This is a genomic window from Pseudomonas sp. LBUM1669 (assembly GCF_059695705.1).
The window spans coordinates 294,229-320,126 of record NZ_CP166785.1; the positions used below are offsets into that span (position 1 = coordinate 294,229).

The 25,898-nt window shown below is 53.9% G+C and carries 9 protein-coding genes and 5 pseudogenes; 9 read left to right on the forward strand and 5 right to left on the reverse strand.

The features are described from left to right. Positions 1-853: 853 nt before the first annotated feature. Positions 854-1,986 (reverse strand): annotated as a pseudogene (locus ACA051_RS31170) (OmpP1/FadL family transporter); the annotation flags it as partial. 505 nt (positions 1,987-2,491) lie between these two features. Here ACA051_RS31170 and aqpZ point away from each other — a divergent pair. After that, positions 2,492-3,175, forward strand: a complete 684-nt coding sequence (gene aqpZ, locus ACA051_RS31175) for an aquaporin Z (protein WP_497375794.1) — start codon at positions 2,492-2,494, stop codon at positions 3,173-3,175. Between the two features lie 730 nt (positions 3,176-3,905). Here aqpZ and istB read toward each other — a convergent pair. Both istB and ACA051_RS31185 read right to left on the reverse strand, forming a co-directional pair. Next, on the reverse strand, positions 3,906-4,709 hold the full coding sequence (istB, locus tag ACA051_RS31180) for an IS21-like element helper ATPase IstB (RefSeq protein WP_497375796.1): 804 nt from the start codon (positions 4,707-4,709) through the stop codon (positions 3,906-3,908). Beyond that, positions 4,702-6,051: pseudogene (locus ACA051_RS31185) on the reverse strand (IS66 family transposase); the annotation flags it as partial. The pseudogene ACA051_RS31185 and the gene istB, both read right to left, overlap by 8 nt. A 3-nt stretch (positions 6,052-6,054) precedes the next feature. Here ACA051_RS31185 and ACA051_RS31190 point away from each other — a divergent pair. The 5 genes and pseudogenes from ACA051_RS31190 to ACA051_RS31210 all read left to right on the forward strand — a co-directional run. Further along, positions 6,055-6,437: pseudogene (locus ACA051_RS31190) on the forward strand (IS30 family transposase); the annotation flags it as partial. A gap of 494 nt (positions 6,438-6,931) precedes the next feature. Continuing rightward, on the forward strand, positions 6,932-8,365 hold the full coding sequence (locus ACA051_RS31195) for a serralysin family metalloprotease (RefSeq protein WP_497375798.1): 1,434 nt from the start codon (positions 6,932-6,934) through the stop codon (positions 8,363-8,365). Between the two features lie 208 nt (positions 8,366-8,573). Then, a complete protein-coding gene (locus ACA051_RS31200; RefSeq protein ID WP_497375800.1) occupies positions 8,574-10,349 on the forward strand; it encodes a type I secretion system permease/ATPase in 1,776 nt (591 codons plus the stop codon). Next, a complete protein-coding gene (locus ACA051_RS31205; RefSeq protein ID WP_497310507.1) occupies positions 10,346-11,695 on the forward strand; it encodes an HlyD family type I secretion periplasmic adaptor subunit in 1,350 nt (449 codons plus the stop codon). Before ACA051_RS31200 ends, ACA051_RS31205 begins: the two co-directional genes overlap by 4 nt. A 2-nt stretch (positions 11,696-11,697) precedes the next feature. Next, complete coding sequence (locus ACA051_RS31210; RefSeq protein ID WP_497375802.1) at positions 11,698-13,065, forward strand: TolC family outer membrane protein; 1,368 nt, start codon at positions 11,698-11,700, stop codon at positions 13,063-13,065. A gap of 225 nt (positions 13,066-13,290) precedes the next feature. Here ACA051_RS31210 and ACA051_RS31215 read toward each other — a convergent pair. Next, positions 13,291-14,260, reverse strand: a pseudogene (locus ACA051_RS31215) (IS5 family transposase). A 35-nt stretch (positions 14,261-14,295) separates the two neighbouring features. Next, positions 14,296-14,910: pseudogene (locus ACA051_RS31220) on the reverse strand (IS5 family transposase); the annotation flags it as partial. Positions 14,911-15,615: 705 nt separating this feature from the next. On the opposite strand from ACA051_RS31220, the gene ACA051_RS31225 reads away from it, so the two are divergent. From ACA051_RS31225 to ACA051_RS31235, 3 genes are all read left to right on the forward strand, one after another. Continuing rightward, positions 15,616-16,593 carry an IS5 family transposase gene (locus ACA051_RS31225; protein WP_497375804.1) on the forward strand — a complete coding sequence of 326 codons (978 nt, stop codon included), beginning with the start codon at positions 15,616-15,618 and terminating at the stop codon, positions 16,591-16,593. 879 nt (positions 16,594-17,472) lie between these two features. Then, complete coding sequence (locus ACA051_RS31230) at positions 17,473-22,032, forward strand: Tc toxin subunit A (protein WP_497375806.1); 4,560 nt, start codon at positions 17,473-17,475, stop codon at positions 22,030-22,032. A gap of 36 nt (positions 22,033-22,068) precedes the next feature. Further along, on the forward strand, positions 22,069-25,878 hold the full coding sequence (locus ACA051_RS31235; RefSeq protein WP_497375808.1) for a Tc toxin subunit A-related protein: 3,810 nt from the start codon (positions 22,069-22,071) through the stop codon (positions 25,876-25,878). Positions 25,879-25,898 lie beyond the last annotated feature (20 nt).

The following is a 25,898-nucleotide window of genomic DNA, read 5'->3' on the forward strand; positions in this document are numbered from 1 at the left end:
AACAACGTGTAGGAATAACCCCGGCAGCTTGTAGGAGTTTTCCCAAGCGCGACTGCAGGTGCATACAATACAGAACGTCGAGGCCTATCAGTGCGTCCTTTAACCCCTGCAGGACATCCCGGTTGTAAAGGACGCCTTCTTCTGGCGAGAGGTAGTACTGGGCTCGGTAACCCGAACGACCGTTAAAGAATTGATCAAACGTGGCTTCCTGTTCCAAGGGCATCCGGGCCACAAGCCTAAAGTAACCTTGGCATTCGTCTGCTTCTTGCCAGCACAGTCGAATACGACCGATCTTCGCTGAACGGGAAGCCTCCTCAATAACTTTGGCAAGTAACTGGTCTGGTGGGGGCACGTCCAGAAGACGTGAGTGCCGAGAAGTTATCCCTGGCCCTAACATCCATTCGGTGATAGGCGCAATTCTCAGCGTTCTGTTCATGAGGTCCAAACTCTAAATAGGCATCAAGAGGGGTGATAACGCCTTCACGGGCTTGGTGGATAAATTCCACTCGTTCCCTCGTCCACGCCTGTCTAAGCCGGGCAATGTGGTAGTACGGGGAACTCTGAAAGGAGTTATACACCATGGACGGAACGCCCAATCTACCCAATCAGCTCCGGCAGCAAATCAAGCATAGCTACTCATTTGCCATCGCTCCGGCCACCGGCTGCTTTCCGTTCTCTGACGGTCGTCTCTTCGGCGTGCCTTGGACAAGCCAGGTGCAATGAGCTGTTCAGTGGCAATCCAATTGGGCGGTCAGCTGCGATGCAATCTACTCACTCAGGCCTTACGTTGGTTTTTGGTTCCATTGCTCCCCAAACCCCTCCTTGGATGGAAGTTATTACGCGGGGCTACTATTCAGAAACACAAAGTCATGTTCCCCGTCAGGGCTTGAATCCAGCCGTTATCGAACTCGCCTGACGTGCGATTGCCGGACAGGGATTTGGTCTGGTCGACGGACATGTCACTCATCCAGACCGTCACCCAACTGAAGTTGAGGTCGGTCTCTTTGTTCAGCGAATAAGTAAGGCCGGCGGCGAAGCGCCAGGCCGCGCCCATCGGCACGGTCAACGTGCGATGGCTGTCGGAGACGGCCAAGGTATCGTAGGCGATACCGAAGTCCCAGATCAAGTCAGGATTCATCTGGTATTGCGCGCCCAGGGCCAGCTGATAGGTGTCTTTGAAATGCGCATCAATGGTAGTCGACCGGGCACCGTTGGCGTTGGTGTCTACGTCGATTTCGATGTCGCCGAATTTCGACCAGTCCTGCCAATTGACAGAAGCCAGCAACGCCCATTGCGAGTCCAGTTGCTGGTACAGGCTGAGAGTGGCGGTTTGCGGTACCTTCAGATCGAGCTCGAGGTTGGTGCCGTCCAGTCGACTCACCAGCGGCGCATTACTTTTCACAAGCCGTCTTCAAAATCCAGATCGACCTGACTGGTGTAAGCCAGGCCGATTCGGGTGCCTGGTTGCGGCGCATAGATCACGCCGACGTTGGCGCCGTAACCCCAGTCGCTGTCCTTGTACTTGAATTGACCATCTGCACGTTCCGTAAGGCCCAGAGGTTTCTGATCGATCGCAGCCTCGGATTTCAGCATGCCGTACATGGCTTTCACGCCAACACCTACCGACCATTGCTCGTTGAATCGATACGCCACGCTGGGCACCAGTGACAAACCCACGATGCTCGCGTTCTGCACGAAATATCGCCCGGACCAGTCGTTGTCGTAGTTTTCCGCGAGTCCGAAATCACCATAAGAGCCGTAGCCGAGCGAGCACTGATCATCGAGTTGATTGCTAATGAAGAAACTCCCTCCCGGTATTGGAACGAGCACATTGCCGCTGCCGGTCCCGGGGGTCTCATCGTCCCGTTTGAACGACAGGTTGCCAAATAAAATTTGCGCGCCGGCTGTGATCTGAGTACCACTCAGATAACTCAGGCCTGCGGGGTTACTCGCGATGGTCGAAGCACCTTGCGCCTTAGCCGCTGCTGGCTTACGCCGGTGGTGATGGCTATACGCCCGCATGCAAAGGAGGAACGTCGTATATGTGCTAGGCACCATGACGAAGCACACAAAAAGGCCTCCTAAGTGCGCGGAGACCTAAAAACACGGTTCGAGGATTAATGCCGGGAGGAACATACTTGAACGCTCAGCTGTAGATCTGTAGGACCGTTCTGAAAACAGTCTAAGGCCTCATATTCTCTTTGAGCATTATAGCAATGTGGATCATCCTCGCAGCGCACTGAAATAACGCTCACCACAAGAATTTAGGCGATTGGCAGCAGAATCAATTTAACGGGGTATTGGTGTCCGATTGAGCAGGGAAAATCCATTAGTCCAGGTACCCTCAGCGATAATATGAGGCAGGAAAATGGAGCATGATATTTAGGAAAAATCCTACATCTATAACCATCTTGCCTCATCAGTATCCCACTCCCACTCCCACTCCCACTCCCACTCCCACTCCCACTCCCATTTCAATTGGACACATTCTATGTCTTTGTTCAAACGTTCGGCTACTGAGTTGTTAGGTACGTTTTGGTTGGTATTCGGTGGTTGTGGCAGTGCGGTTCTGGCCGCGAGTTCTCCAAACGTGGGGATCGGCCTGCTGGGGGTCTCTCTGGCGTTTGGCTTGACGGTGCTCACGATGGCTATCGCCATCGGCCACATATCCGGCTGCCATCTCAATCCGGCGGTTTCGGTTGGGCTGGTGGTCGGTGGGCGGTTCCCGATCAAGGAGTTACCGGCCTATATGCTCGCCCAGGTGATAGGGGGGGGGTTGCAGCAACCCTGTTGTACTACATTGCCAGTGGCAAACCCGGCTTCGAACTGGCCAGTGGCCTTGCGTCCAATGGCTACGGCGAGCACTCGCCTGGCGGCGGGGTTTGTCAGTGAGTTAGTGATGACCGCGATGTTCATCCTGATTATTCTCGGGTCCACCGACAAACGTGCCCCGGCCAGCTTGGCCCCTATCGCTATTGGTCTGGCGCTGACCCTGATCCACCTAATCTCGATTCCAGTCACCAACACCTCGGTCAACCCTGCTCGCAGCACCGGTCCAGCACTGATTGTCGGCGGCTGGGCAATTCAGCAACTGTGGGTGTTCTGGCTGGCGCCGATGCTCGGGGCGGTGATTGGCGGCGTAACGTATCGCTGGCTCGGTAAAGAGGGTTCCTGACCGACTTCTGCCAACGAAGATCAGCCTTGTCGATAGGACGAGGCGATCTTCTCGTTTTCTGCAAGGCCGAGAGGCTCCTATAGCCATGCCCATAGCGCCTACGGTAGCGCTCAGCTGTTCAGGTCGAATTGGAGCTGTTTCAGCCATTTTCCATGGCGTGTTACTTCGGGTCGGGCGAGCAAAATCGAGGTTTTTCTGTTGTCATGCCAGCGATCCGTGGCGGTACAGGTACACCGATGACGATCAAACATGTGGGCAGCTCCCTGTCCCGGTACCCACGACGCCTCGCCCGTTGCAAAACTGATCTTTTAAAAGACTAGGTGCTGAGCTACATGCGAATTTTTGTATTGACCCTGGTCGCGATAGTTTTGTCTGCCATATCTCTTGCATTGCAAGCAAAAGATCTGAGCAAAAACCATAGTTCTGTATGCAATTGGGCGGCGGGAATAGCCGATAGCGCCCAAGGGATGAAGCTTTCCGGTCTAAGTCTTTACGGCGCGCACAACAAGCTACAAGCCCATAAATTCCCTCTACCATGGATGCGCATGATGGCTCTGGGCTGTTGGCGCTGATTGAAAACTGACCCACCCTGCCGATTGAAAATTGACCCAGGGCGGATTGCTGATTTTTGTCCCAGCAATTGTGGATAAAGCTTAGCAGTAGTGTCCTGGTTGAAGACGCATCGGGCCCCACCGCATGTAGGCATGCGGCAGGGTGTTTACGGTGCAGATCAGAACGGTTCATCGTCCTCGATACCATCTTCGTCCTTGCGCTTTCGTTCTCGCGATTTGATCTTTGTCTGGTCGGCCAAGGTGCTGTGTTGCAGGCGGTAGGACTCGTTGCCCGTTTCGACGATATGACAGTGGTGTGTCAGTCGATCCAGCAACGCTGTGGTCATCTTGGCGTCGCCAAATACACTCGACCATTCCGAGAAGCTGAGGTTGGTGGTGATGACCACGCTGGTGTGCTCGTACAGTTTTGAAAGCAGGTGAAATAACAGCGCGCCACCACTCTGACTGAAGGGCAAATACCCAAGCTCATCGAGTATCACCAGGTCTGTCCGAAGCAGTCCCTGGGCGATTCGGCCTGCCTTACCATCGTACTTTTCACTCTCCAGCAGGTTGACGAGATCGACCGTGGAGAAGAACCGTACTCGTTTGTTATGAGTGGTGATTCCGGACACGGCCAAGGCACTGGCCAGGTGTGTTTTTCCGGTTCCAGGCCCACCGATGAACACGACATTTTGCGCAGTCTCCGTAAACTCAAGGCTGGATAATTCCTTGACCAGACGGACATCAGCGCTGGAAGCGCTGAAGTCAAAGCCAGCGAAATCACGGTGCATGGGAAGCTTTGCCATGTTCATCTGATGATTCACAGAGCGTACGGCGCGATCTGCCTGCTCCTGTTGGAGCAGATGCTCAAGCAGCCATTTCGAGGATGCCGTCGAAGCTTCTCCCTGGGCCACCAGTTCTTCCCAAGCCTGCGCCATGCCATGCAGACGCAGTTCTTTAAGTTCTGCCATCAAGTCACGCATTGCGGCTCTCCTCATCTGTTGTACGGAGTTGGTCATATCGGGTCGTGTTGGCAACGGGAGCCACCTTGAGTTGCAGGCTGGTTTCTACGGAAGGCGGTGGTGCAGTAGCGGTGAGTCGGGCGAGAACATTTAAGATGTGATCGGCGCTCAGACTTCCCGACTCAAGCACCAGTTCTACCGCTACCAGCACCGGGTCGAGACCGGCGATGGGCACGGCAGCGAGCACCTGCGTCATGATTCGATCACCGTTGCTGTGACGTCTCAGGCCCCGTTTTAGAAGCCGCAACGGATTGGGCAGATCGGCAAACGGTGCGTCATTGCGCAGTGCACCCGGCTTGCGTTCGATGAGTGGGATGTAATGCTGCCAGTCAAAACTGACCTGATCTCGATCAAAGAGGCGCTCGTGGCTGGCAATCATTGCGTCATCGGCGATGACCACGATCCGGGATGGGTAAAGACGGCTGCTGACCCACTGGCCGACGCGCTCACAAGGCACCGAATAGCGATTTCGCGCCACGCTGATCAGGCAGGTGCTGGAGACCCGTACGGTGCGCTCGACGTAGCCATCAAAGGCCGTCGGCATCGGCATCATTTCGACCCGTTCCAGCTCCAAAACTTCCGCCACCGTCAGTCCGTTGTACTGCGGATGCAGCAGCTCGCTCCAGAGCGCACGACAGCGTTGGCCGAGCCAGGCATTCAGTTCCTCGAAGGTGTGGAACATGCAGTTTTGAGCGTCAAGCCAAATGCGCCGTCGACTGTCTTGAACGTTCTTCTCGACAATTCCCTTTTCCCAACCAGAGGCTACGTTGCAGAAATCCGGATCGAACAGGTAGTGCGCGCACATCACGGAAAACCGGGCATTGACCGTGCGGCCCTTGCCTTTATTGACCTTGTCGACAGCCGTTTTCATGTTGTCGTAGGTGCCGCGACGCGGCACGCCACCTAACCACGTATAAGGTTCTTGTCCGTTGACCTTGGCAGTCTCGACCAAGCTGTAGATCTGCGCACTGGCGGTGGCGCCTTTGGGCGTATCGCTGAACAGCCACGCCTTGCGAGCGATCACAAACGGCTTTATTGCGCGCTCTGCCGGGTTGTTGTCAATCGGTAAAAAGCCAGCCTCCACGTAGCGCTCCAGCCGGCTCCAGTTGCCGGCCAGATAATTAACGGCCTTCCCCAGCACACTTTGGGGCGTGACTTGGGGCTGCGTTTTATCCAACCAGCTTTTCAACTGGGATAGGATCGGCAGGCTCTTTTCCTGGCGATTAATAAAACGCTGTTCATCGCTGACATCTTTGAGTTCGCGCTCAATGCCGTACAGCTTGTTGATCATCGTCAGCGCGATCGTATGCCACTGGCGATGCGTAAAAGTATGACTTACGACCAGGGCAGGGAGATGGCTCGGCACGTCGAGATTACCCAGAAGACTGGTGTGGCGATCTATTTCTGTGACCCGCATAGCCCTTGGCAGCGTGGAAGTAACGAAAATATCAACGGGCTGATCCGCCAATACTTACCCAAGGGGACTGAATTGTCAGTTCACAGTCAGGAATACTCGATGCCATAGCGCTGCAACTGAACATGCGACCGCGTAGGCGCTTCGATTTCAAATGTCCAATCGAAGTCATGGGGCAAGTGATGCAAGAGGCCATAGCTAGGCGGCACGAGGCTTCGTGCTTCAATTCAATAACCGTGTTGCACTCAGCTCCTGCAACCGCCAAGTATTATTGATGATTTATCCATCATTCTGGATGAAACCTGATGATAGTAAAATTGGGAGCACAGTTCGACTTCTGGTGGGATGTGCATTTCTCAAACGTTGGGATTCATTACGGAATATTTCTATCTTGGATGATATCTGAACGGGTGAATGGCAGTCTTTCGAACGTCTGGCAGTCAATATCCACGTGCTTTTTGACTTGTGAACCCTGCTTACAGCGGTCTTCGTAAGTGATTGAATTAAAAGATATTACCTCCGTATTTCTGTTGCATTTTGAATACAGCCATTCGCCTGGTGGAGTCAGATCGTCAAGATTTATTATATTTCATAAGGTGTCTGTGCGCAGCTTATTGAATAGCATCACATACTGTCAAAAAAATAAATAGGTAATAGCCAGCAGTTGTGTCAGCGTTTCTGCGCCTGAAACCGGGTGCTCAATGGCTTCCTCGTGGAAGAAGGGGGCTGAAAGTCCGTTGAAACCAAACTAGACAACAGGGTGTAACTAATGTCGAGAGTTAATAGTAGCGCTGTTATTTCTTCAGCTCAGCCAAGTATGGCGTATTCCCAAATCAATTTGTTCAGCCATAAATATGATCGCGGGGGGGTGGAGTTAATCAATGGCAAGCCGTCGTTCACCGCCGATCAAGCAGCAGATCAACTACTCCGCGAACGCGTGTCTTGGCATGATCAGAACGGCGATGGAAAAATCCAGCTCAGTTATAGCTTTCTAACTACGGCACCTGATAATTTTCAAGCCAAGATGGGGGCATTTATAGCGTTTGGTGAGCAGCAGAAAGCCCAGGCCTTTTTGGCACTGCAGTCCTGGTCGGACGTTTCCAATGTGACATTTACCGAGGCGGACTCTGGCGGCGACGGGCATCTGAGTTTGGGGAGTTTCGGCACTAACTATGGTGTTCCTGCGACTGCGTTTGTACCCGAGGGCAAAAGTACCGATGGTCAGTCTTGGTACTTGATTACAGATGCGTACCAACGCAATTTGACCCCAGAAAATGGCGATTATGGTCGCCATACCCTGACTCATGAAATCGGCCACACTTTAGGTTTGGCCCATCCCGGTGTTTACAATGCGAGCAGTGGCAGGCCGACGTATAACGACGTGTCCTATGCTCAGGACACCCGCGGTTATTCCCTCATGAGTTACTGGAGCGAGAGCAATACTCAGCAAAACTTCACCAAGGACGGCAGTGGTATCTACGCCGCGGCACCTTTGATGGATGACATTATCGCGATCCAAACGCTCTACGGCGCCAACATGAATACCCGTAGTGAGAACACAGTGTATGGTTTCAACTCCAACACCGAACGTGACTTCTACAGTGCCACCTCGTCGGCATCCAAACTTTTGTTTTCGGTTTGGGATGGTGGTGGCGAAGATACATTGGACTTCTCTGGTTTCACCCATGATCAGAAAATAAATCTTATTGAAGGCTCTTTTTCCGATGTCGGTGGACTGGTAGGCAACGTCTCCATTGTCCAGGGCGTGACCGTCGAGAATGCTAAAGGAGGAGAGGGTAACGATCTCTTGATCGGCAACGCAGTGGCTAACACGTTAGTGGGCGGTACGGGCAACGATATCCTGTACGGTGGTGGCGCTAGAGATACGCTGTGGGGAGGAACGGGAAACGACATCTTTGTGTTCGGTGCTGCCAGTGACTCGACTCACAGTGATCCTGACTGGATCGGGGATTTTGTCAGCAGAGAGGACAAGATTGATCTGTCTGGCATTACTGCATTCTCTTCTGGAACCGCTACGTTGAACTTTGTCAGCGATTTCACCGGCCGTGCCGGTGATGCTGTATTGGTTTATTTTTCTGAAAGAAATGAGTCTAGTTTGCTGATTGACCTGACAGGCAATGGAACGGTCGATTTTGCAGTGGCCACGGTAGGTCAGGCACTGGCAGCAGATATCGTCGCTTAAGCCGAAAATCATAGACGCCGTATCTTTCGCTGATAAGAACGGTCTTCTATTAAGAGAGAGACAGCCCACACCCTGCGAGGATTAAGCTTTCGCAGGGTGTTTTGTTTTTCAGTCCATCCTATGAACGAGTAAACATGACCCGATCAGTCGCTGACAGTTATTGGAACTGTACCGAACTGTCGAGCGTGCTATCAGCTCAAGGAAGATCATGAGTGTGTTGAAGAATACTTCCACAGGACCTCTATTCAAAGCACTGGGCGACTATAAAAGCATCTTGATCAGCGTCGGTTGTTTTACCGCATTGATCAACGTACTGATGCTGGCCCCGTCTATTTACATGCTGCAAGTCTATGACCGAGTGTTGTCTTCGCAGAACGAAACAACCTTGGCCATGTTGTCGCTGATGATGGTTGGCTTCTTTGCCTTCATCGGTCTGCTTGAGATCGTGCGCAGCTTCATCGTGATCCGCATCGGCAGCCAACTGGAGCGACGTTTCAACCTGCGGGTGTATCAAGCCGCCTTCGAGCGCAACCTGTTCAAAGGCGAGGGCAATGCCGGGCAGTCCCTGGGGGACCTGACGCACATCCGCCAATTCGTCACCGGCCCCGCGCTGTTTGCCTTCTTCGACGCGCCGTGGTTTCCGGTCTACCTCTTCGTGATCTACCTGTTCAACGTCTGGCTCGGTGTGTTCGCAACTGTGGGCGCGGTGGTGCTGATTGGTCTTGCGTGCCTCAACGAGGCGATGACCAAAAAGCCCTTGGGTGAAGCCGCCGGGTTTTCCCAGAAGTCCAGCCAACTGGCCACCAGCCACCTGCACAATGCCGAAACCATTCAGGCCATGGGCATGCTCGGCGTGTTGCGCAAGCGCTGGTTCCAGGTGCACTCGCGTTTCCTCGGCCTGCAGAATCAGGCCAGCGACACCGGCGCCATCATCAGCTCCCTGAGCAAAACCTTGCGCCTGTGTCTGCAATCCCTGGTCCTGGGCCTGGGCGCCTTGCTGGTGATCAAGGGCGACATGACCGCCGGGATGATGATCGCCGGTTCGATCCTGATGGGTCGCGTCCTGAGCCCTATCGACCAACTGATCGCGGTGTGGAAACAGTGGAGCGGCGCCAAGCTCGCGTACCGTCGTCTTGATTCGCTGCTGCAAGCCTTTCCACCGAGTGACGAGGCCATGGCGCTGCCAGCGCCGAAGGGGCAGATCACCTTCGAACAAGTCAGCGCCGGCCCTCCGGGGCAACGTGCGGCGACCCTGCACATGGTCAACTTCAGCCTGGGTGCCGGCGAAGTATTGGGCGTGCTCGGCGCCTCCGGCTCCGGCAAATCGACCCTGGCTCGGGTGCTGGTCGGCGTCTGGCCAACCCTCGGCGGGACCGTGCGGCTCGACGGCGCGGACATCCATCGCTGGAACCGCGACGACCTCGGTCCTTACATCGGTTACTTGCCCCAGGACATCGAATTGTTCAGCGGCAGCATCGCCGAAAACATCGCCCGGTTTCGCGAAGCGGATCCGCAAAAAGTCGTCGAAGCGGCGCAACAGGCGGGCGTCCATGAGCTGATCCTGCGCATGCCGCAGGGCTACGACACGGTGCTGGGCGAGGACGGCAGCGGTTTGTCTGGCGGCCAGAAGCAACGGGTGGCATTGGCCCGCGCGCTGTACGGCAAGCCTAGCCTGGTGGTGCTCGATGAACCCAATTCCAACCTCGACACCGTAGGCGAAGCGGCACTGGCCGGCGCCATCGCGCAGATGAAGGCCCAGGGCACCAGCGTGATTCTGGTGACCCATCGGTCCTCGGCGCTGGCCCAGGCCGACAAATTGCTGGTGCTCAACGACGGTCGTTTGCAGGCCTTTGGCCCCAGCCAGGAAGTGCTCAAGGCACTCTCCGGCGCCCAGGACCAGCCACGTGAAAAACCGGCGCAAGCACCGGGCGGGGTCAACATGAGTCGCCAGTATCAGCCTACGACAAGGAATTCGGGTGTATGACCAGCGATCGCATGAACACTGAAAACGAAGCGACGATGGAACACGATTACATCGCCGAACGCCCTGAGCGTGATGCGCGATTCTTCGCCCGCATGGGCTGGATTCTGGCGGTCGTAGGTGCCGGTAGTTTCTTCACCTGGGCCAGCCTTGCGCCGCTCGACCAAGGTATTCCGGTGCAAGGCACGGTCGTGGTCTCGGGCAAGCGCAAAGCCGTGCAATCGATGAGCAACGGCGTGGTCAGCCGGATTCTGGTGCGCGAGGGCCAGGTGGTAAAGCAGGGCCAGCCGCTGTTCCAGCTCGACCAGACCCAGGTCGCGGCCGATGTGCAATCGCTGCAAGCGCAATACCGCATGGCCTGGGCCAGCCTGGCGCGTTGGCAGAGCGAACGGGACAACCTCAAGCAAGTGAATTTTCCCGCTGAACTGAGCAACGATCCCGACCCACGCCTGGCCCTGGTGCTCGAAGGCCAACGGCAATTGTTCAGCAGCCGCCGCGAAGCGTTTTCCCGTGAGCAGGCGGGTTTGCGCGCAAGCATCGAAGGTGCCAGCGCGCAATTGGCCGGCATGCGCCGCGCGCGCACGGACCTGACGGCTCAGGCCAGTTCGCTGCAACAACAACTGAGCAATCTTCAGCCCCTGGCTGACAACGGCTACATCCCGCGCAACCGCTTGATGGAGTTTCAGCGGCAGCTGTCGCAGGTGCAGCAACAATTGGCGGAAAACAGCGGTGAAAGCGGCCGGGTCGAACAGGGCATCCTCGAGTCGCGCCTGAAGCTGCAACAGCACATCGAGGAATACCAGAAAGAAGTCCGCACGCAATTGGCCGACGCGCAACTCAAAAGCGTGACCCTGGAAGAGCAACTGACTTCCGCCGGGTTCGATCTGCAACACAGCGAAATCATCGCCACCGCCGACGGCATCGCGGTCAACCTTGGGGTTCACACCGAAGGTGCGGTGGTTCGCCAGGGCGAAACCTTGCTGGAGATTGTGCCGCAAGGCACCCGCCTTGAAGTGGAAGGGCACTTGCCGATCAACCTGATCGACAAGGTCGGCACCCACTTGCCGGTGGACATTCTGTTCACGGCGTTCAACCAAAGCCGCACACCCCGCGTGCCTGGCGAAGTCAGCCTGATTTCCGCCGATCAGATGGTCGACGAGAAAACCGGCGCGCCGTACTACGTGCTGCGCAGCAGCGTCAGCGACCAGGCCATGGAAAAACTCAACGGTCTGGTGATCAAACCCGGCATGCCGGCGGAAATGTTCGTGCGTACCGGTGAACGTTCACTCCTCAACTATTTGTTCAAACCGCTGCTCGACCGGGCAGGCTCCGCGTTGACCGAGGAATAAGGATGTTCGGCTGTATGAATAAGCTTTCAATGCTCGCAGCCACCCTGGCGTTGCTGACGTGCAACAGTGTGATGGCCTCCATGGGGCCGTTCGAGATCTACGAGCAAGCGTTGCGCAATGATCCGGTGTTCCTTGGCGCCATGAAGGAACGCGATGCCGGCTTGGAGAACCGCATCATTGGCCGGTCAGGGCTGTTGCCCAGGATTGGTTACACCTACAACAAGGGGCGGAACACCTCCAAGGTTACCCAAATCAATGAAGGTCGGCCGGACTTCACTGAGGACCGCAACTACGGCAGCTACGGCTCGAACCTGACCCTGCAACAGCCATTGCTCGATTACGAAGCCTACGCGGCGTATCGCAAAGGCGTGGCGCAATCGCTGTTTGCCGACGAAGCCTTCCGCGGCAAGAGCCAGGAATTGCTGGTTCGGGTGCTGGAAAACTACACCCATGCGTTGTTCGCTCAGGATCAGATCGACATCGCGCAGGCGAAGAAGAAAGCCTTCGAGCAGCAGTTCCAGCAGAACGAGCAGATGTTCCGCCAGGGCGAGGGCACGCGCACCGATATTCTTGAGGCCGAGTCTCGCTACGAACTGGCAACCGCCGAGGAAATCGAGGCCCGCAACGAGCAGGACGCGTCCTTGCGTGAACTGGGTGCGCTGATTGGCGTGCCGGCCGTCGACATCACGGACCTGGCACCGCTGGACCAGAACTTCCAGACCTTCAGCCTACTGCCGGCCAACTACGACACCTGGCACGAGATGGCCGTGGCCAACAACCCGAACCTGGCCTCCCAGCGTCAGGCGGTGGAAGTCGCGCGGTATGAAGTCGAACGCAACCGCGCCGGACACCTGCCGAAAGTCAGTGCCTACGCTTCGGTGCGCCAGAACGAATCGGAAAGCGGCAACACCTACAACCAACGTTACGACACCAACACCATCGGCATTGAAGTCAGCGTGCCGTTGTACGCCGGCGGCGGGGTGTCGGCGTCGACCCGTCAGGCCAGCCGGACCATGGAACAGGCCGAGTACGAACTCGATGGCAAGACCCGGGAAACCCTGATCGAGCTGCGTCGGCAATTCAGTGCCTGCCTGTCGGGGGTGAACAAGTTGCGCGCTTATCAGAAAGCCCTGACATCGGCGGAAGCGCTGGTGGTTTCGACCAAGCAAAGCATCCTGGGCGGTGAGCGGGTGAACCTGGATGCGTTGAATGCAGAACAACAACTATTTACCACCCGCCGCGATTTGGCGCAGGCACGCTATGACTACTTGATGGCCTGGACCAAGTTGCACTACTACGCCGGGACGTTGAACGAGCAGGATATGGCCAAGGTCGATGACGCCTTCGGTCCGCGTAAGACCACCCGATAAATGCCTCACTGGGCACCGCTCTTGAACCGGTAAAGTAGTCTGATGAATCTATGGTTCCCCATTTCGGCAATACCGATTAGGGAAGGTCTGAAGTAGTCAGCGATTTTTGATGCCCTCTTTGGTAGAGGTTCAAAAAACACTGGTTTGGTCAGAAATCAGACCTTTCCTGTTCTTAACTCATCGTTTCACCCTTGAACGACGCCTTTTCAAGGCGCTTTTCCCGGATTACAGGCGCACCTCTCCCACAACCAGCAGCCGTTTTCGCATCATCCACAGATTCGACAGGGCAAATAGCGTGGCCTGTTGCGCGGTATTTTTCATCAGGCCGCGAAAGCGCACTTTCGTATAGACAAACTGACGCTTGATTACCCGAAACGGATGTTCAACCTTGGCCCGCACCTGCGCTTTCGCGTATTCGATCTTGCGCCGCAGACGACCGATCAAACTCTTTTTTCCATGCTTTTTATAGCTGCTTGGCCGGGCGGCAATCGACCAGATCATCTTGCGATCCTGATGCTCGGGACGTTTGTCCACGCCGGTGTAACCGGCGTCACCAGACACGTAAGTTTCCTCGCCGTGCAGCAACTGATCGACCTGCGTCACGTCCGCCACATTGGCCGCCGTGCCCACCAGGCTATGCACCAAGCCGGATTCAGCGTCGACGCCGATGTGCGCTTTCATACCAAAAAAGTACTGATTCCCTTTCTTGGTTTGGTGCATTTCGGGATCGCGTTTGCCGTCCTTGTTCTTGGTCGAACTCGGCGCGTGAAGGATCGTCGCATCGACCACCGTGCCATGACGCAACAGCAGGCCACGGTCGCCCAGATAGCCATTGATAACCTGCAAAATCCCGCCTGCCAACTCATGTTTTTCCAACAAGCGGCGGAAGTTGAGGATCGTGGTTTCATCGGTCTAGGTGCAGCCCCGAAAACTGGCGCAGGATCGTGGTCTCGTACAATGCCTCTTCCATCGCCGGATCGCTGTAGCCGAACCAGTTCTGGATCAGATGGACCCGCAACATCGCCATCAGCGGATACGCTGGACGACCCCCTTCGCCCTTTGGATAATGCGGCTCGATCAAAGTAACCAAGCCCTTCCAGGGCACGACCTGATCCATCTCGATCAGGAAGCGCTCGCGGCGAGTCTGCTTACGTTTGCCGGCATATTCGGCGTCGGCGAAGGACATCTGTTTCATCGGGGCTCAACTGTTCCGTTTGTGCGTGGTGGCTAGCGATAAAGGCCTTTATCCAGATCGTCATTGCCTTTGATTGAGTTACGCTTTCTCGGGATCACTGGTCGAGCACCTTGGGCTTCGATCTGTTCGCGAATACGCTCACTGTCGTAGCCTTTGTCGGCAACGATGACCTCGGCTGATGGTAGCTGCGCAATTAATTCACGGGCGGCAGTACAGTCATTGACGTCACCTCCAGTGATCTCGAAAGCCACAGGCAAGCCATGTGCATCGACAGCCAGGTGGATCTTGCTCGTATGGCCAGCGCGGCTTTTGCCGATCGCTTCTGGTTGGTCACTGGCGGCCCCCGTGCTGTGCTGATGGGCCTTCACATAGGTTCCGTCGATGAAAGCCCAATCAAAATCTGGGTCTTCGATCAACGTATTGAAAACCTTGAGCCACTTGCCAGCCACCGACCACGCATTGAAGCGCTTGGAGACTGAGTTCCAGCATCCAAAAGCGCTGGGCAGATCTCGCCACGGACAACCAACGCGCATCCGGTAGAGCATCCCCTCAACGGTCAATCGCAAATCAGGCTTGTGGTAAATAGTTTGCTGAAGCAGAATTTTTTCCAGCTTCGACCAAAGCTCGTCACTGAGCATCACTCGGGGCATTGCAAGCTCGCAGGATTGTCGGTGTTGGAACCTCTATTCTGCGGGTTTGCTCTTCTTCCTCTGCTGTTCCGGTGAAACGTCAACAGCCCCTAGCTGGAAAGCGTCCCGCGGCCTAGATTCCGAATGATACTGCGGGGATAAGCTGGCCATCGGAGATGTGTCCAATTGCGTATGCCATGGTCCGCACTGTCAGTTCGAAGGCCAAGAACAAGACTATGAGCCAATTCCAAAACCGGGGAGAATTGTACGGATAACACCGCGCTGCCAAACCCTATTAGTACGAGCCAGAAGGTGCCAAAAACCCCTGCTCACTATTGTTTAATTAGTTGTACCTTGTAAAAATTATACACTCATTTAGCACGAGTGCTGGCTTGGCGCAGCCCCATGGAGTTTAGGCACGTTCTCTTACTTCGTCATCGTTGGGGGGGCATTCCAAAGCACGACTGCGCAGAAGAGTCTTGGGGGTGCAGGGAGCGGGTGTGTAGGAGGTTCTGAATTTAATCCGGATCGGAAAAACTGAGGACTTTGGGGAGCGAGTGAGGCGCTCAATAGGTCCTCTATCCTGTCGAGTAATATACGGTTTCGTGGGGCCGGTGGCGCAACCTCTCTGGGAAGCGGGGCAGTGACCATTCCTAAGGAAACTCTGAAGAAGACTTCCAGATCTGGTGAAATACTCGCCTGACACGAACACGACGGTTGAGCCCCATGAAACAGATGTCCTTCGCCGACGCCGAATATGCCGGCAAACGTAAGCAGACTCGCCGCGAGCGCTTCCTGATCGAGATGGATCAGGTCGTGCCCTGGAAGGGCTTGGTTACTTTGATCGAGCCGCATTATCCAAAGGGCGAAGGGGGTCGTCCGGCGTATCCGCTGATGGCGATGTTGCGGGTCCATCTGATCCAGAACTGGTTCGGCTACAGCGATCCGGCGATGGAAGAGGCATTGTACGAGACCACGATCCTGCGCCAGTTTTCGGGGCTGCACCTAGATCGGACTCCCGATGAAACCACGATCCTCAACTTCCGCCGCTTGTTGGAAAAACATGAGTTGGCAGGCGGGATTTTGCAGGTTATCAATGGCTATCTGGGCGACCGTGGCCTGCTGTTGCGTCATGGCACGGTGGTCGATGCGACGATCCTTCACGCGCCGAGTTCGACCAAGAACAAGGACGGCAAACGCGATCCCGAAATGCACCAAACCAAGAAAGGGAATCAGTACTTTTTTGGTATGAAAGCGCACATCGGCGTCGACGCTGAATCCGGCTTGGTGCATAGCCTGGTGGGCACGGCGGCCAATGTGGCGGACGTGACGCAGGTCGATCAGTTGCTGCACGGCGAGGAAACTTACGTGTCTGGTGACGCCGGTTACACCGGCGTGGACAAACGTCCCGAGCATCAGGATCGCAAGATGATCTGGTCGATTGCCGCCCGGCCAAGCAGCTATAAAAAGCATGGAAAAAAGAGTTTGATCGGTCGTCTGCGGCGCAAGATCGAATACCCCAAAGCCCAAGTACGCGCCAAGGTTGAACATCCGTTTCGGGTAATCAAGCGTCAGTTTGTCTATACGAAAGTGCGCTTTCGCGGCCTGATGAAAAATACCGCGCAACAGGCCACGCTATTTGCCCTGTCGAATCTGTGGATGATGCGAAAACGGCTGCTGGTTGTGGGAGAGGTGCGCCTGTAATCCGGGAAAAGCGCCTTGAAAAGGCGTCGTTCAAGGGTGAAACGATGAGTTAAGAACAGGAAAGGTCTGATTTCTGACCAAACCAGTGTTTTTTGAACCTCTACCAAAGAGGGCATCAAAAATCGCTGACTACTTCAGACCTTCCTTAGGGAAACTCCGAACAACTCGCGGTGAGCGTGCTGTTAGTCGAAACGAAAACGACTTTCAGCGTTGCTTAGCGCAGAAACGCCCGTCTACACTGCTTCGTCGGGCTTTTCAGCCCAGCTCCCCGCGTTACACGCGTAACTCGCCCATATGGGCGAGGTGCGTCTGTAATGCGGGTCAATCGCCCCGAAACAGCGCGATCAGAGGAAAGAACCGTGCATTAAGGACAGGAAGGTCTGTTTTCCGACCGACTCATGATTTTTTGAACCTCGAGTAGTGAGGACATCAAAATCGGTGGGTACTTCAGACCGTCCTTAGCCTCTCAAGTATTTGAGATACTTATATATTATAGTTGTCATGTCAATTGCTTGGAACAACATCGGGCGTAACGGTATATTAGCTGTAAGCGTTACTATTTCAGACCCTTGCTTTTGTTTTTTTATAGGGTGTTGTATTAAGTATTCGTCAGGCTAAATTGGGTGGGTTTCTCGGCTCTTGGAAGTGTTCGCTGTAGCCTTTGCTGGCCTGAATTATGTTTTGTTGCGGATAGGCAGACCTTTAAATTTATACGGCGGGCGAGCAGATGTTTTGCGGTTTTCTACGAATGAATAAAATGGTCTCATCGTATTGTCGTTTGATAATGAGTGTTTTAGTTTTTCGCGTCTTGGCACACCCATCCTAGGTGAGTGAAGTAATGCGCTCACTTAATTAACAGGAATTATTGAGAATAAAATCATGACCGATATTCTAATGCCTTCGCTACAAATGCTCACGGAAAATAAAGCTGCACTGACACAGCTGACTGAGCATGGATTTAGTACGATTTTTGATATTTTCGACGAGCCGTTGGAAGAGTTTTGCCTCGCATTAGTCGAGGTGCCCGATGAGCAAGCCAAAGCAATTCACGCTGCGGCGTGCACGCGTGTCGAAACCCTGAACAGTATTAATCGCGCACTGCTTTCTCGTAATGATCCGGTTACGCAAGGGATTCCAAAGCTCGGCATCAAGCCTTTCCCTCAAGAGTTGCATGCAGCCATTGGGCGTTCTTTGGGAAGGGCTGTTGATTTTGATGATCTTTTTGACGAGCGTTCCAGTGATGGCTATGCGGAGGTGACATCAATTCAGTCGCTGTTTTCGCCTGGCCGTTACTTGGTTGAACTATATAGAATAGCCAAAGAATTGCATGCCGAAATCAGTCCGCTCCACATAGAGAAGCGCCGTCCAGATATCAAAGATCTCGTTTTGAATGAAGACAACTTCAATAAAGAAATCTCAACGCTCGCTATCTTGAATGAGATCTTGCTGAAAGGCATTCAAGCATCTTCCGGCTCACCAGATCTGCAGACGCTGGAAGCTACCTATTACCCAATGACATTGCCTTATCACGATAACCTTGTGCAAGTACGTAGCGTACTTGCGCAAAACAAATTGTCACTCCTGCAGCTCTGGGCAGCACTGGCTGACGATCAACTGACAACCTTCACCGCCATCACTCCTGATGGGCTGGGTGGCTCAGAGTCTCCTGACCTCACGAGGTCACCGAAAACGCGAGAGCAACTACAACTGGCACCTGAGCTTTACACCGTGCTGGGGACTCTTGTCTCTAATGAAACGGCGATAAAACGTCATTACAACCTGTCCTCCGAGACTGATATTACCAAGCAACTAAAATCGGTCGATGAGTTTATCGCGCGTACTGGACTGTCGTTCAATCAGCTAATCGATATGACCGCTCAGGCCGATTACTCAGGTGGCCGAACCGCCCCGACCATTACCGGTACCACTTGCAACCTGTCTCCTCAGCTGAAAAAGTTGGTCAATACCACTGTCGCGGGAAATCAAGGAACTGTGCTCTCAGGAGCTTTTCGCGGTGAACAGGGCATGGCGAGCCTGGCCGATGGCGGCTGGCTGGTGACCTGGAACAGCCAAGGGCAGGACGGCAGTGGTCAGGGCGTTTATCAACAGCGCTTCAACGCTATCGGGATTGCCGTGGGTGTTGAAACGCAGGTCAATACCACCACGGCTAACGACCAAGGAGATTCGCGGGTGACCGGCCTGGCTGATGGCGGCTGGCTGGTGACCTGGACGAGTAATAATCAGGACGGCAATAGCTGGGGTGTCTACCAGCAGCGTCACGATATCAATGGTGCCAAGGTGGGCGCGGAAGTTCGAGTGAATGTAGCGACCTTAGGCTCACAAGGCCGAAGCGACGTAGTTGAACTAGTCGGTGGCGGCTGGGTGGTGGTGTTCGAGGATCCCCGCTCGGGGACCTCCCATCCTATGGTCCAGCGCTATGACGTCAATGGCGCTACCGTGGGAGGAAACATTACAGTCAGCAACATGAGTATCGGGCAACCGGCCATCGCGCGACTCATTGATGGCGGCTGGGTGGTGGCTTGGGGAGGCCCGGGCCCAGGTGATACCGACTCGGGCATCTATATGCAGGCCTATAACGCCGATGGCAGTACGCGTGGGGTGGCAACTCGCAGCAACACCTTCACCACCGACCCGCAGACGAAGTCGGACATTACCGGCCTGGCTGATGGTGGCTGGTTAGTGAGCTGGGCCAGTGCCGGACAGGATAGCAGCGGTCTGGGTATCTACCAGCAGCGCTACGATGCGGCAGGAGTGGCCCAAGGGACGGAAAACCGGGTCAATGATGTGACGGCTGGAGACCAGCAATTGGCTGCGGTCACCGGACTTATGGTTGGTGGCTGGGTGGTTACCTGGCAAAGCAACAACCAGTTCAGCGCCACCTCGGGCAATGATATTTACCAGCAGCGCTACGATGCCCACGGCAACAAACAGGGCGTCGAACAGCTGGTCAATGACATCTTCACCACTGGCGAGCAGACGCTGCCGAACATCACGGCCACAGCCGATGGTGGCTGGACCGTCAGTTGGGTCAGTGCTGGACAGGACGGTAGCGGCACAGGTATTTACCAGCAGCACTACAGCCAGCAGGGCAAAATAGTGGAGCTGGTCACGGTGAGTAAGACGGTTACGTTCACATTCAGTGAGGATCCTGGAAGTACCTTCACCGTGGCGGATGTGGTCTTGAGCAACGGCACCCTGGGACTTATCAGTGGCACAGGACTGACCCGTACAGCCACTGTGACCTCGAATACCGCAAACCTCGTTACCAACGGTAGCTTTACCGGTGGGGCTACAGGTTGGACCACCAGTGGAGCGGTCAACCTTAATCCCAATGGCCGCATGACCTTCGAAAGTGGGAGTTCAATGAATGGCGTCATCCGGCAAAACGTGGCGACAGTGGCGGGCGAAACCTATGTCGTGCAATTTTGGGTGGGCGGTCATAACAATACCTATTCGGCCTGTACGGCAACGGCCCAGGCCTTGGATGGTGCGACGGCGCTTGAATCTTTGAATACCACCGCCACTGCCAGCGGAGCCACGGTCAAGTTCACCTTCTTGGCGACCTCGACGACGACAACCATCCAGTTGACGGAAACCTATGATGATCCAAGCAATGAATACTATTTCGATGATTTTGTCGTTGCTTGCGTACCTAAAGTGACGATCGGTAAAGGCATAAACCTTAGGAAGTCCGTGTTCTGGCGCTACGGCGATAACGTACCTGCTAACGTCAACGTATATGGGCAAACCTACATATCGAATGAGAGTTTGGAGCCTGCCTCTTTGCTTGTTTGTATTTCTGATACCAATAAGCTTGAACTGCAGCTGTCCAGCGCTAACGACGTGATGTTTTGTGATCGGGCGCAGCGACTTATTCGCCTCCAGCGTCAAGTCAAGCTTGAATTCCATGAGCTCGATTGGCTGGTCAAAAATGCGAATGAGGCTGTCCACCCGCTTAGGCCAATGCGGCTTGACACTCCGGTGTTGAGCATCATTGCCGAGTTCACCCGTCTCTCGACCCTGTATGGAATTTCCTCAGAAGAGTTCACCTGTTTCATAGGTGATATGAATACCTTCGCCCGCAAGTCCAAACAGAGCCTTTATCAACGACTTTTCACGTTGCCCTTGGATGGCACCACCCTGGCTCTGGACGCCACGCTCAACTTTGATCCGTCGGTAAACAGTGCTAATACGACCATCGTTTGTGGGGCATTGAAAGTCTCTGCGGATGAACTCCAGCGGATGGCCCATCTGGCGTTTAACCTGGACAAGTCCAACACGGTACTCATGAGTTCGGTGCGTTATGCACAGCTCTACCGATTGGCCATGATTCCACGCATGCTTGGCCTGAGTTTCACTGAGGCGAACGTGCTTTGGGATTTGATCAACCCCGGTCAAAACAGTGCTGCACAAATAGCTGCGAATGGGACGCTGGATACACTTAAGATTATTCGGCAGACCGAAGCAGTTCTTGCCTGGATGGTCGACAACCAGTTGGATCTTCCCACCCTCCTGAGCATGACGACGGACGCCCATAGTTCCGTCCTCACCCCCGAGTTGTACAACTTCACCCACAACCTCTTCACGTCTCTTGCCCACGATAGTGATGCGTCTAGCCAACAGGCCAATGAACTGCTCTCTTCAGCGCTTCAACAAAGGCTGTATCAAGCCATTGCGCCTACATTTGACAGTAAACCGAACATAATGAGTAAGTTGCTGCTATGGCAAGACTCGTTCTTCCGTATGCCTGATGGCACTACGGCCTATGGTCTCGGTGATTTTTGGGCAGATGTGAAGCGGGTGCACGGTGCTGAAGCCGGCGCGAAGACTTCGCAAGCCTCAGCCAACATTGCGCGTTACAGCCAGGGCATGGCGCAGTACGCCCTGATTGCTCAATGGGCCGATCTGACTGAGCAAGATCTGAGCTTGATTGTCGACGACTACGCTTGGTTCATCCCCGGCGACTTCGTGGGGGATATACAGACCAGCGGGGCAAAGCCGTCCATGCCGTTGCTGTTGCGCGTCGCGCGACTTAAGCAATGGTTGCTGCGAGTCGTTGTTCCGGCCTCCGAAGCTATCGGCTATTTCGAAAAGGCTAATCAATCGGGCCAAACGAGTGCAGTTGTCCTTGACGCGCTGGCGAGAGTCCATGGCTGGGACTCGAAGCAAACCGTCCTGATGAATAGCTCTCTGATTAATCAAAAGATCTATTCAGATCTTCCAAAAAAATCAGGCTTTCCAAAATGCTTCGATGACGTTTGTCTTCTGGAAACCTGGATGCAAGCCAGTACGCACTTGGGCGTCGGAAGCAACTGCATTGCACAGCTATATGAAATGTCCAAACCGAATGTCAGCGCGGAAGCATCGGATTTGATTGCTGGTGTCGCCGAACAATTAACGGCTGTGATCAAACATTGAACCCGTTATCACTGTATCGAATCTAGGACTCATATCATGACTAACCACACCGTAATCAATGTTATCCAGACCGCACGACGCGACGCACTGGTTGACTATTATACAAACTATTGCATTCCTCAAACGACTCTGGAAGATGGCACATCCCTTGATCAGCACGTAAAAAGCGCTGAGGAACTTTACGAGTATTTATTGCTTGATACCCGGATTGGACCCGAAATAGTGACTTCGCGGGTGGCCGAAGCCATTTCCAGCCTGCAGCTGTACATCAACCGCTGCCTAGGGGGAATTGATCCGGATGTCAACAACACCGTCGGATCGAACATGGTTGAAGAGTCTAAACCAGGCGGCTTTCTTTATGATTGGCCGGATTATAATCAGGTATTTTCGACCTGGGCGGGTAAAGAGCGCTTGCAGTACTACCCCTCGTCATACCTCGATCCCGGCCTACGCTACAATAAGACAGAGTTGTTTAAAGCTCTCGAAGAAACCATTAATCAGGGCAGGATTTCTGATAGTCGAGTGGAAACAGGTTTTCAACAATACTTGCTGGGTTTCGAGACGCTAGCGAACCTGGAAACCATTAGTGGTTATCAAGCAGGGCTTACTGCTTCGGATGATTGCAAGGATACTCTCTATTTTATTGGGCGAACTAGTAACGCCCCTTACTCATATTACTGGCGCAGCTACAATATGGCGGTGCGTGATGATAATGATCAGGCTACGGCTGGGGCTTGGTCGCAATGGCTCAAGATTAGTGCACCCGCTAGTGAGGCGGTGAATAACATTGTTAAGCCCTGCTGGTACAATAACCGCTTGTATATTTGTTGGATCAGTAAGACGGAGTCTGGCGCGATTGGCTCAGGAATTGTTACTCCATCCTATGAGTATTTCAGTAATATTTGGTATTTGGCAGAAGATGGCGCATGGGTCTCTAATAAAAAGACCAAAATCCCAGCGATCCCATTTGACTTTGCTCTTGTTAATGATCTTTCTGCGCAGGAGCAGAAATTCTATTACTTTTCCGAGAGTTCGGCTCCAAAAAATAACGTGATTTACTCCGATCTTACATACCCGCAAGGGCGAGTTAAAGTTGGTGATGAATTCAGCATGAAAGGCGGAGCGGTGGCCAAGGTTACAGGGCTCGAAGATCTTTTTATCAGCTTCGCATACAGTGGCACCCTGTTTGTATCATGCTATGATTACGATGGGTATCTGTTCGATAGCGGTCCAGCTAATGGCGGAAAGTATACGCTCCAAGATAAAGCTAAGTTCATACGGATCACTGACCTCAACGATGGCAGTAGCTTTGAAACACTATATGTGTTCTCTTCGTACGCTAAAAATATTGCAGTCCCTGTTTCTGGGGCTCCATTTTACCTAGATAATGAGCGAGTAGTTTGGGGGGTGGACTATTTATCTCCACTTTCCGAAACTTCAAAGTACATGTTGACTCTATCTGCTGCCCCACAAACGATTGCGCACCTTGTAACAAAATCAGCTCCGTTTTTTTGTGAGCTTCTGCAGAAGAAGGGTGTTGACGGTATTTTGAAGTATACAACTCAAACCACACCCCTGGAGTTCAACAACACAATTCCCATTGATTTTAATGGCCCGTATGGCTTGTATTTTTGGGAGATTTTCTTCCATAGCTGTTTCCTGATTGCGGATCGCTACTTGACCGAGCAGAACTACGCACGCTCAGAGCTGTGGCATAAATATGTATTTTCCCCGTCTGGATACCGTAATAACGACGGTCTACTGGAGACGGCAGATGGTGAGACTCGTTATTGGAACGTGGTGCCGCTGCAAACAGATCAGACCTGGAATTCGTCTATTCCAAAAACGGTCGACCCAGACGTCATCGCCATGAATGATCCTATGCATTATAAGGTCGCGTTTTTCCTCAGCTACATGAATACGTTGATAGAGCATGGCGACAGCTGTTACCGGATGCAGCAGCGTGACTATATCTCTCAGGCTAAAATGTACTATATCCAAGCCTCGCAAATACTTGGCCCACGACCGGATATCAACTACACCAATAGCTGGTCCAATCCCACCGTAGGGATGGAGGTTTCCGCTCGCAGTCTCCAGTCGGCCAACAGTATCGATTTGCAGTCTTCGAACGCTCTTGCAATGTTATTCAAGGCTCATCTCAATGAAGATAACGGCAGCTTTCTGCCGCCGTATAACGCTGACCTTTTGACGTACTGGGATAAATTGGAGGTGCGGCTCTTTAACCTACGCAACAACCTGACCTTGGATGGTCAGCCCATGGTGCTGCCGTTGTATGCCACACCTGTTTCACCTACCGAGTTGCAACAGCAGCACGGCGCGGGTAACGGCACGGCGAGTGTTTCGATCCCTGGCAATCAGCTAACCAGTGAATTTCGCTTCCCAGTATTGATGGACAAGGCCCGTACGGCGGTAAGCAGCGTTATTCAGTTTGGTAACGCGCTGCAATCGGCGCTGCAGCAGCGTGATAGCGAGTACATGACTTTGTTGGTGCAGACCCAGCAGCAACAAATTTCGGCCCTGACACAGGAGGTTCAAGTCGACAATATTGCCTCGTTGACCTCTGGGGTGGCGGCGACCACGCAAGCTTTGGAGAGCGCGAAGTCGCGTCTGGGTCACTACAACGGGCTGTATAACAACTGGATTTCTAGCAGCGAACAGTCAGCTATGGATCTGCGTGTGGCGGCAGGTGCGCTGAATACCAGTTCGCTGATCAGTAACGTGGTGGGGGCAGCAGTGGAACTGGCCCCCAACACGTTCGGTCTGGCCTGTGGTGGCAGTCGTTGGGGGGGCGCGGCACGGGCGGTTGCTTTTGGGCTGCAAGCGGCGGCGACGATACTTGAAACCTCCGCTCAGCGACTGGACATCAGCGAGCAATACCGCCGTCGACGTTCCGACTGGCAGATTCAAAAAGAAACGGCGGACTTCGAAGTCAAACAGCTGACGGCACAAATCCAGTCGCAGAACCAGCAACTGGCGATGGCTCAGAAACAGCGAGGGCTGTATGCCCAAGAGTTGAGCAACTTGCGTGCGCAGTACGCACTGCAAAGCAACCGTTTTACCGGGCTGGAGTTGTTTAACTGGATGGCTGGTCGACTCTCTTCGCTTTACTACCAACTGTATGACAGCGCGCTGGCATTGTGTCTGACGACTAAAGCTGCCTTGGGGCGAGAAATCGGTGCAAGCAATACCGCCACGCTGTTTACGACTCCGATGTGGAACGATCTATATCAAGGTTTGCTGGCAGGTGAAAGTTTGCAGTTGGAGCTGCAAAAAATGGAAAACACATTTTTGCGCATGGATCAGCGCGGCCTGGAGATTCAGAAGACTGTTTCGCTGAATACTCAGATTACGCAAGCTAACAGCAGTAGTGGTTTTTCTGCGTTGCTGACTGGGGCGCTGCAGGATATGCCGGTGGCGACTACTGGCGGAGTCACTGTCCAGATGCTCAACACTGACAAGCTGGTTATTACATTGGATATTGCTTCCCTTGGGCTGAACGGCGCCTATGGCAGTACCGGTAAGGTCGGGCGTTTCAAGAATATCAGCATCACGTTGCCAGCGCTGCTCGGGCCTTATCAGGATGTGGAGGCCACCTTAAGCTTGGGAACCAAGATTGTGGCGCTTTCGCGAGGGCTCGATGACTCGGGGATGTTCATGGTCGACTTTAATGATCCGAAGTATTTGCCATTTGAAGGCGATTTAACCAACACCGGGACGCTTGTTCTGACGTTCTTTAATGCCGGCACTGATCAGCGTCAACGCGCGGTGGTGAAGAGCTTGGTCGATGTCATTTTCCAACTCCGCTACACCCTTAAAGGGCGCTGACAGTGGACGCGTACCAAGGT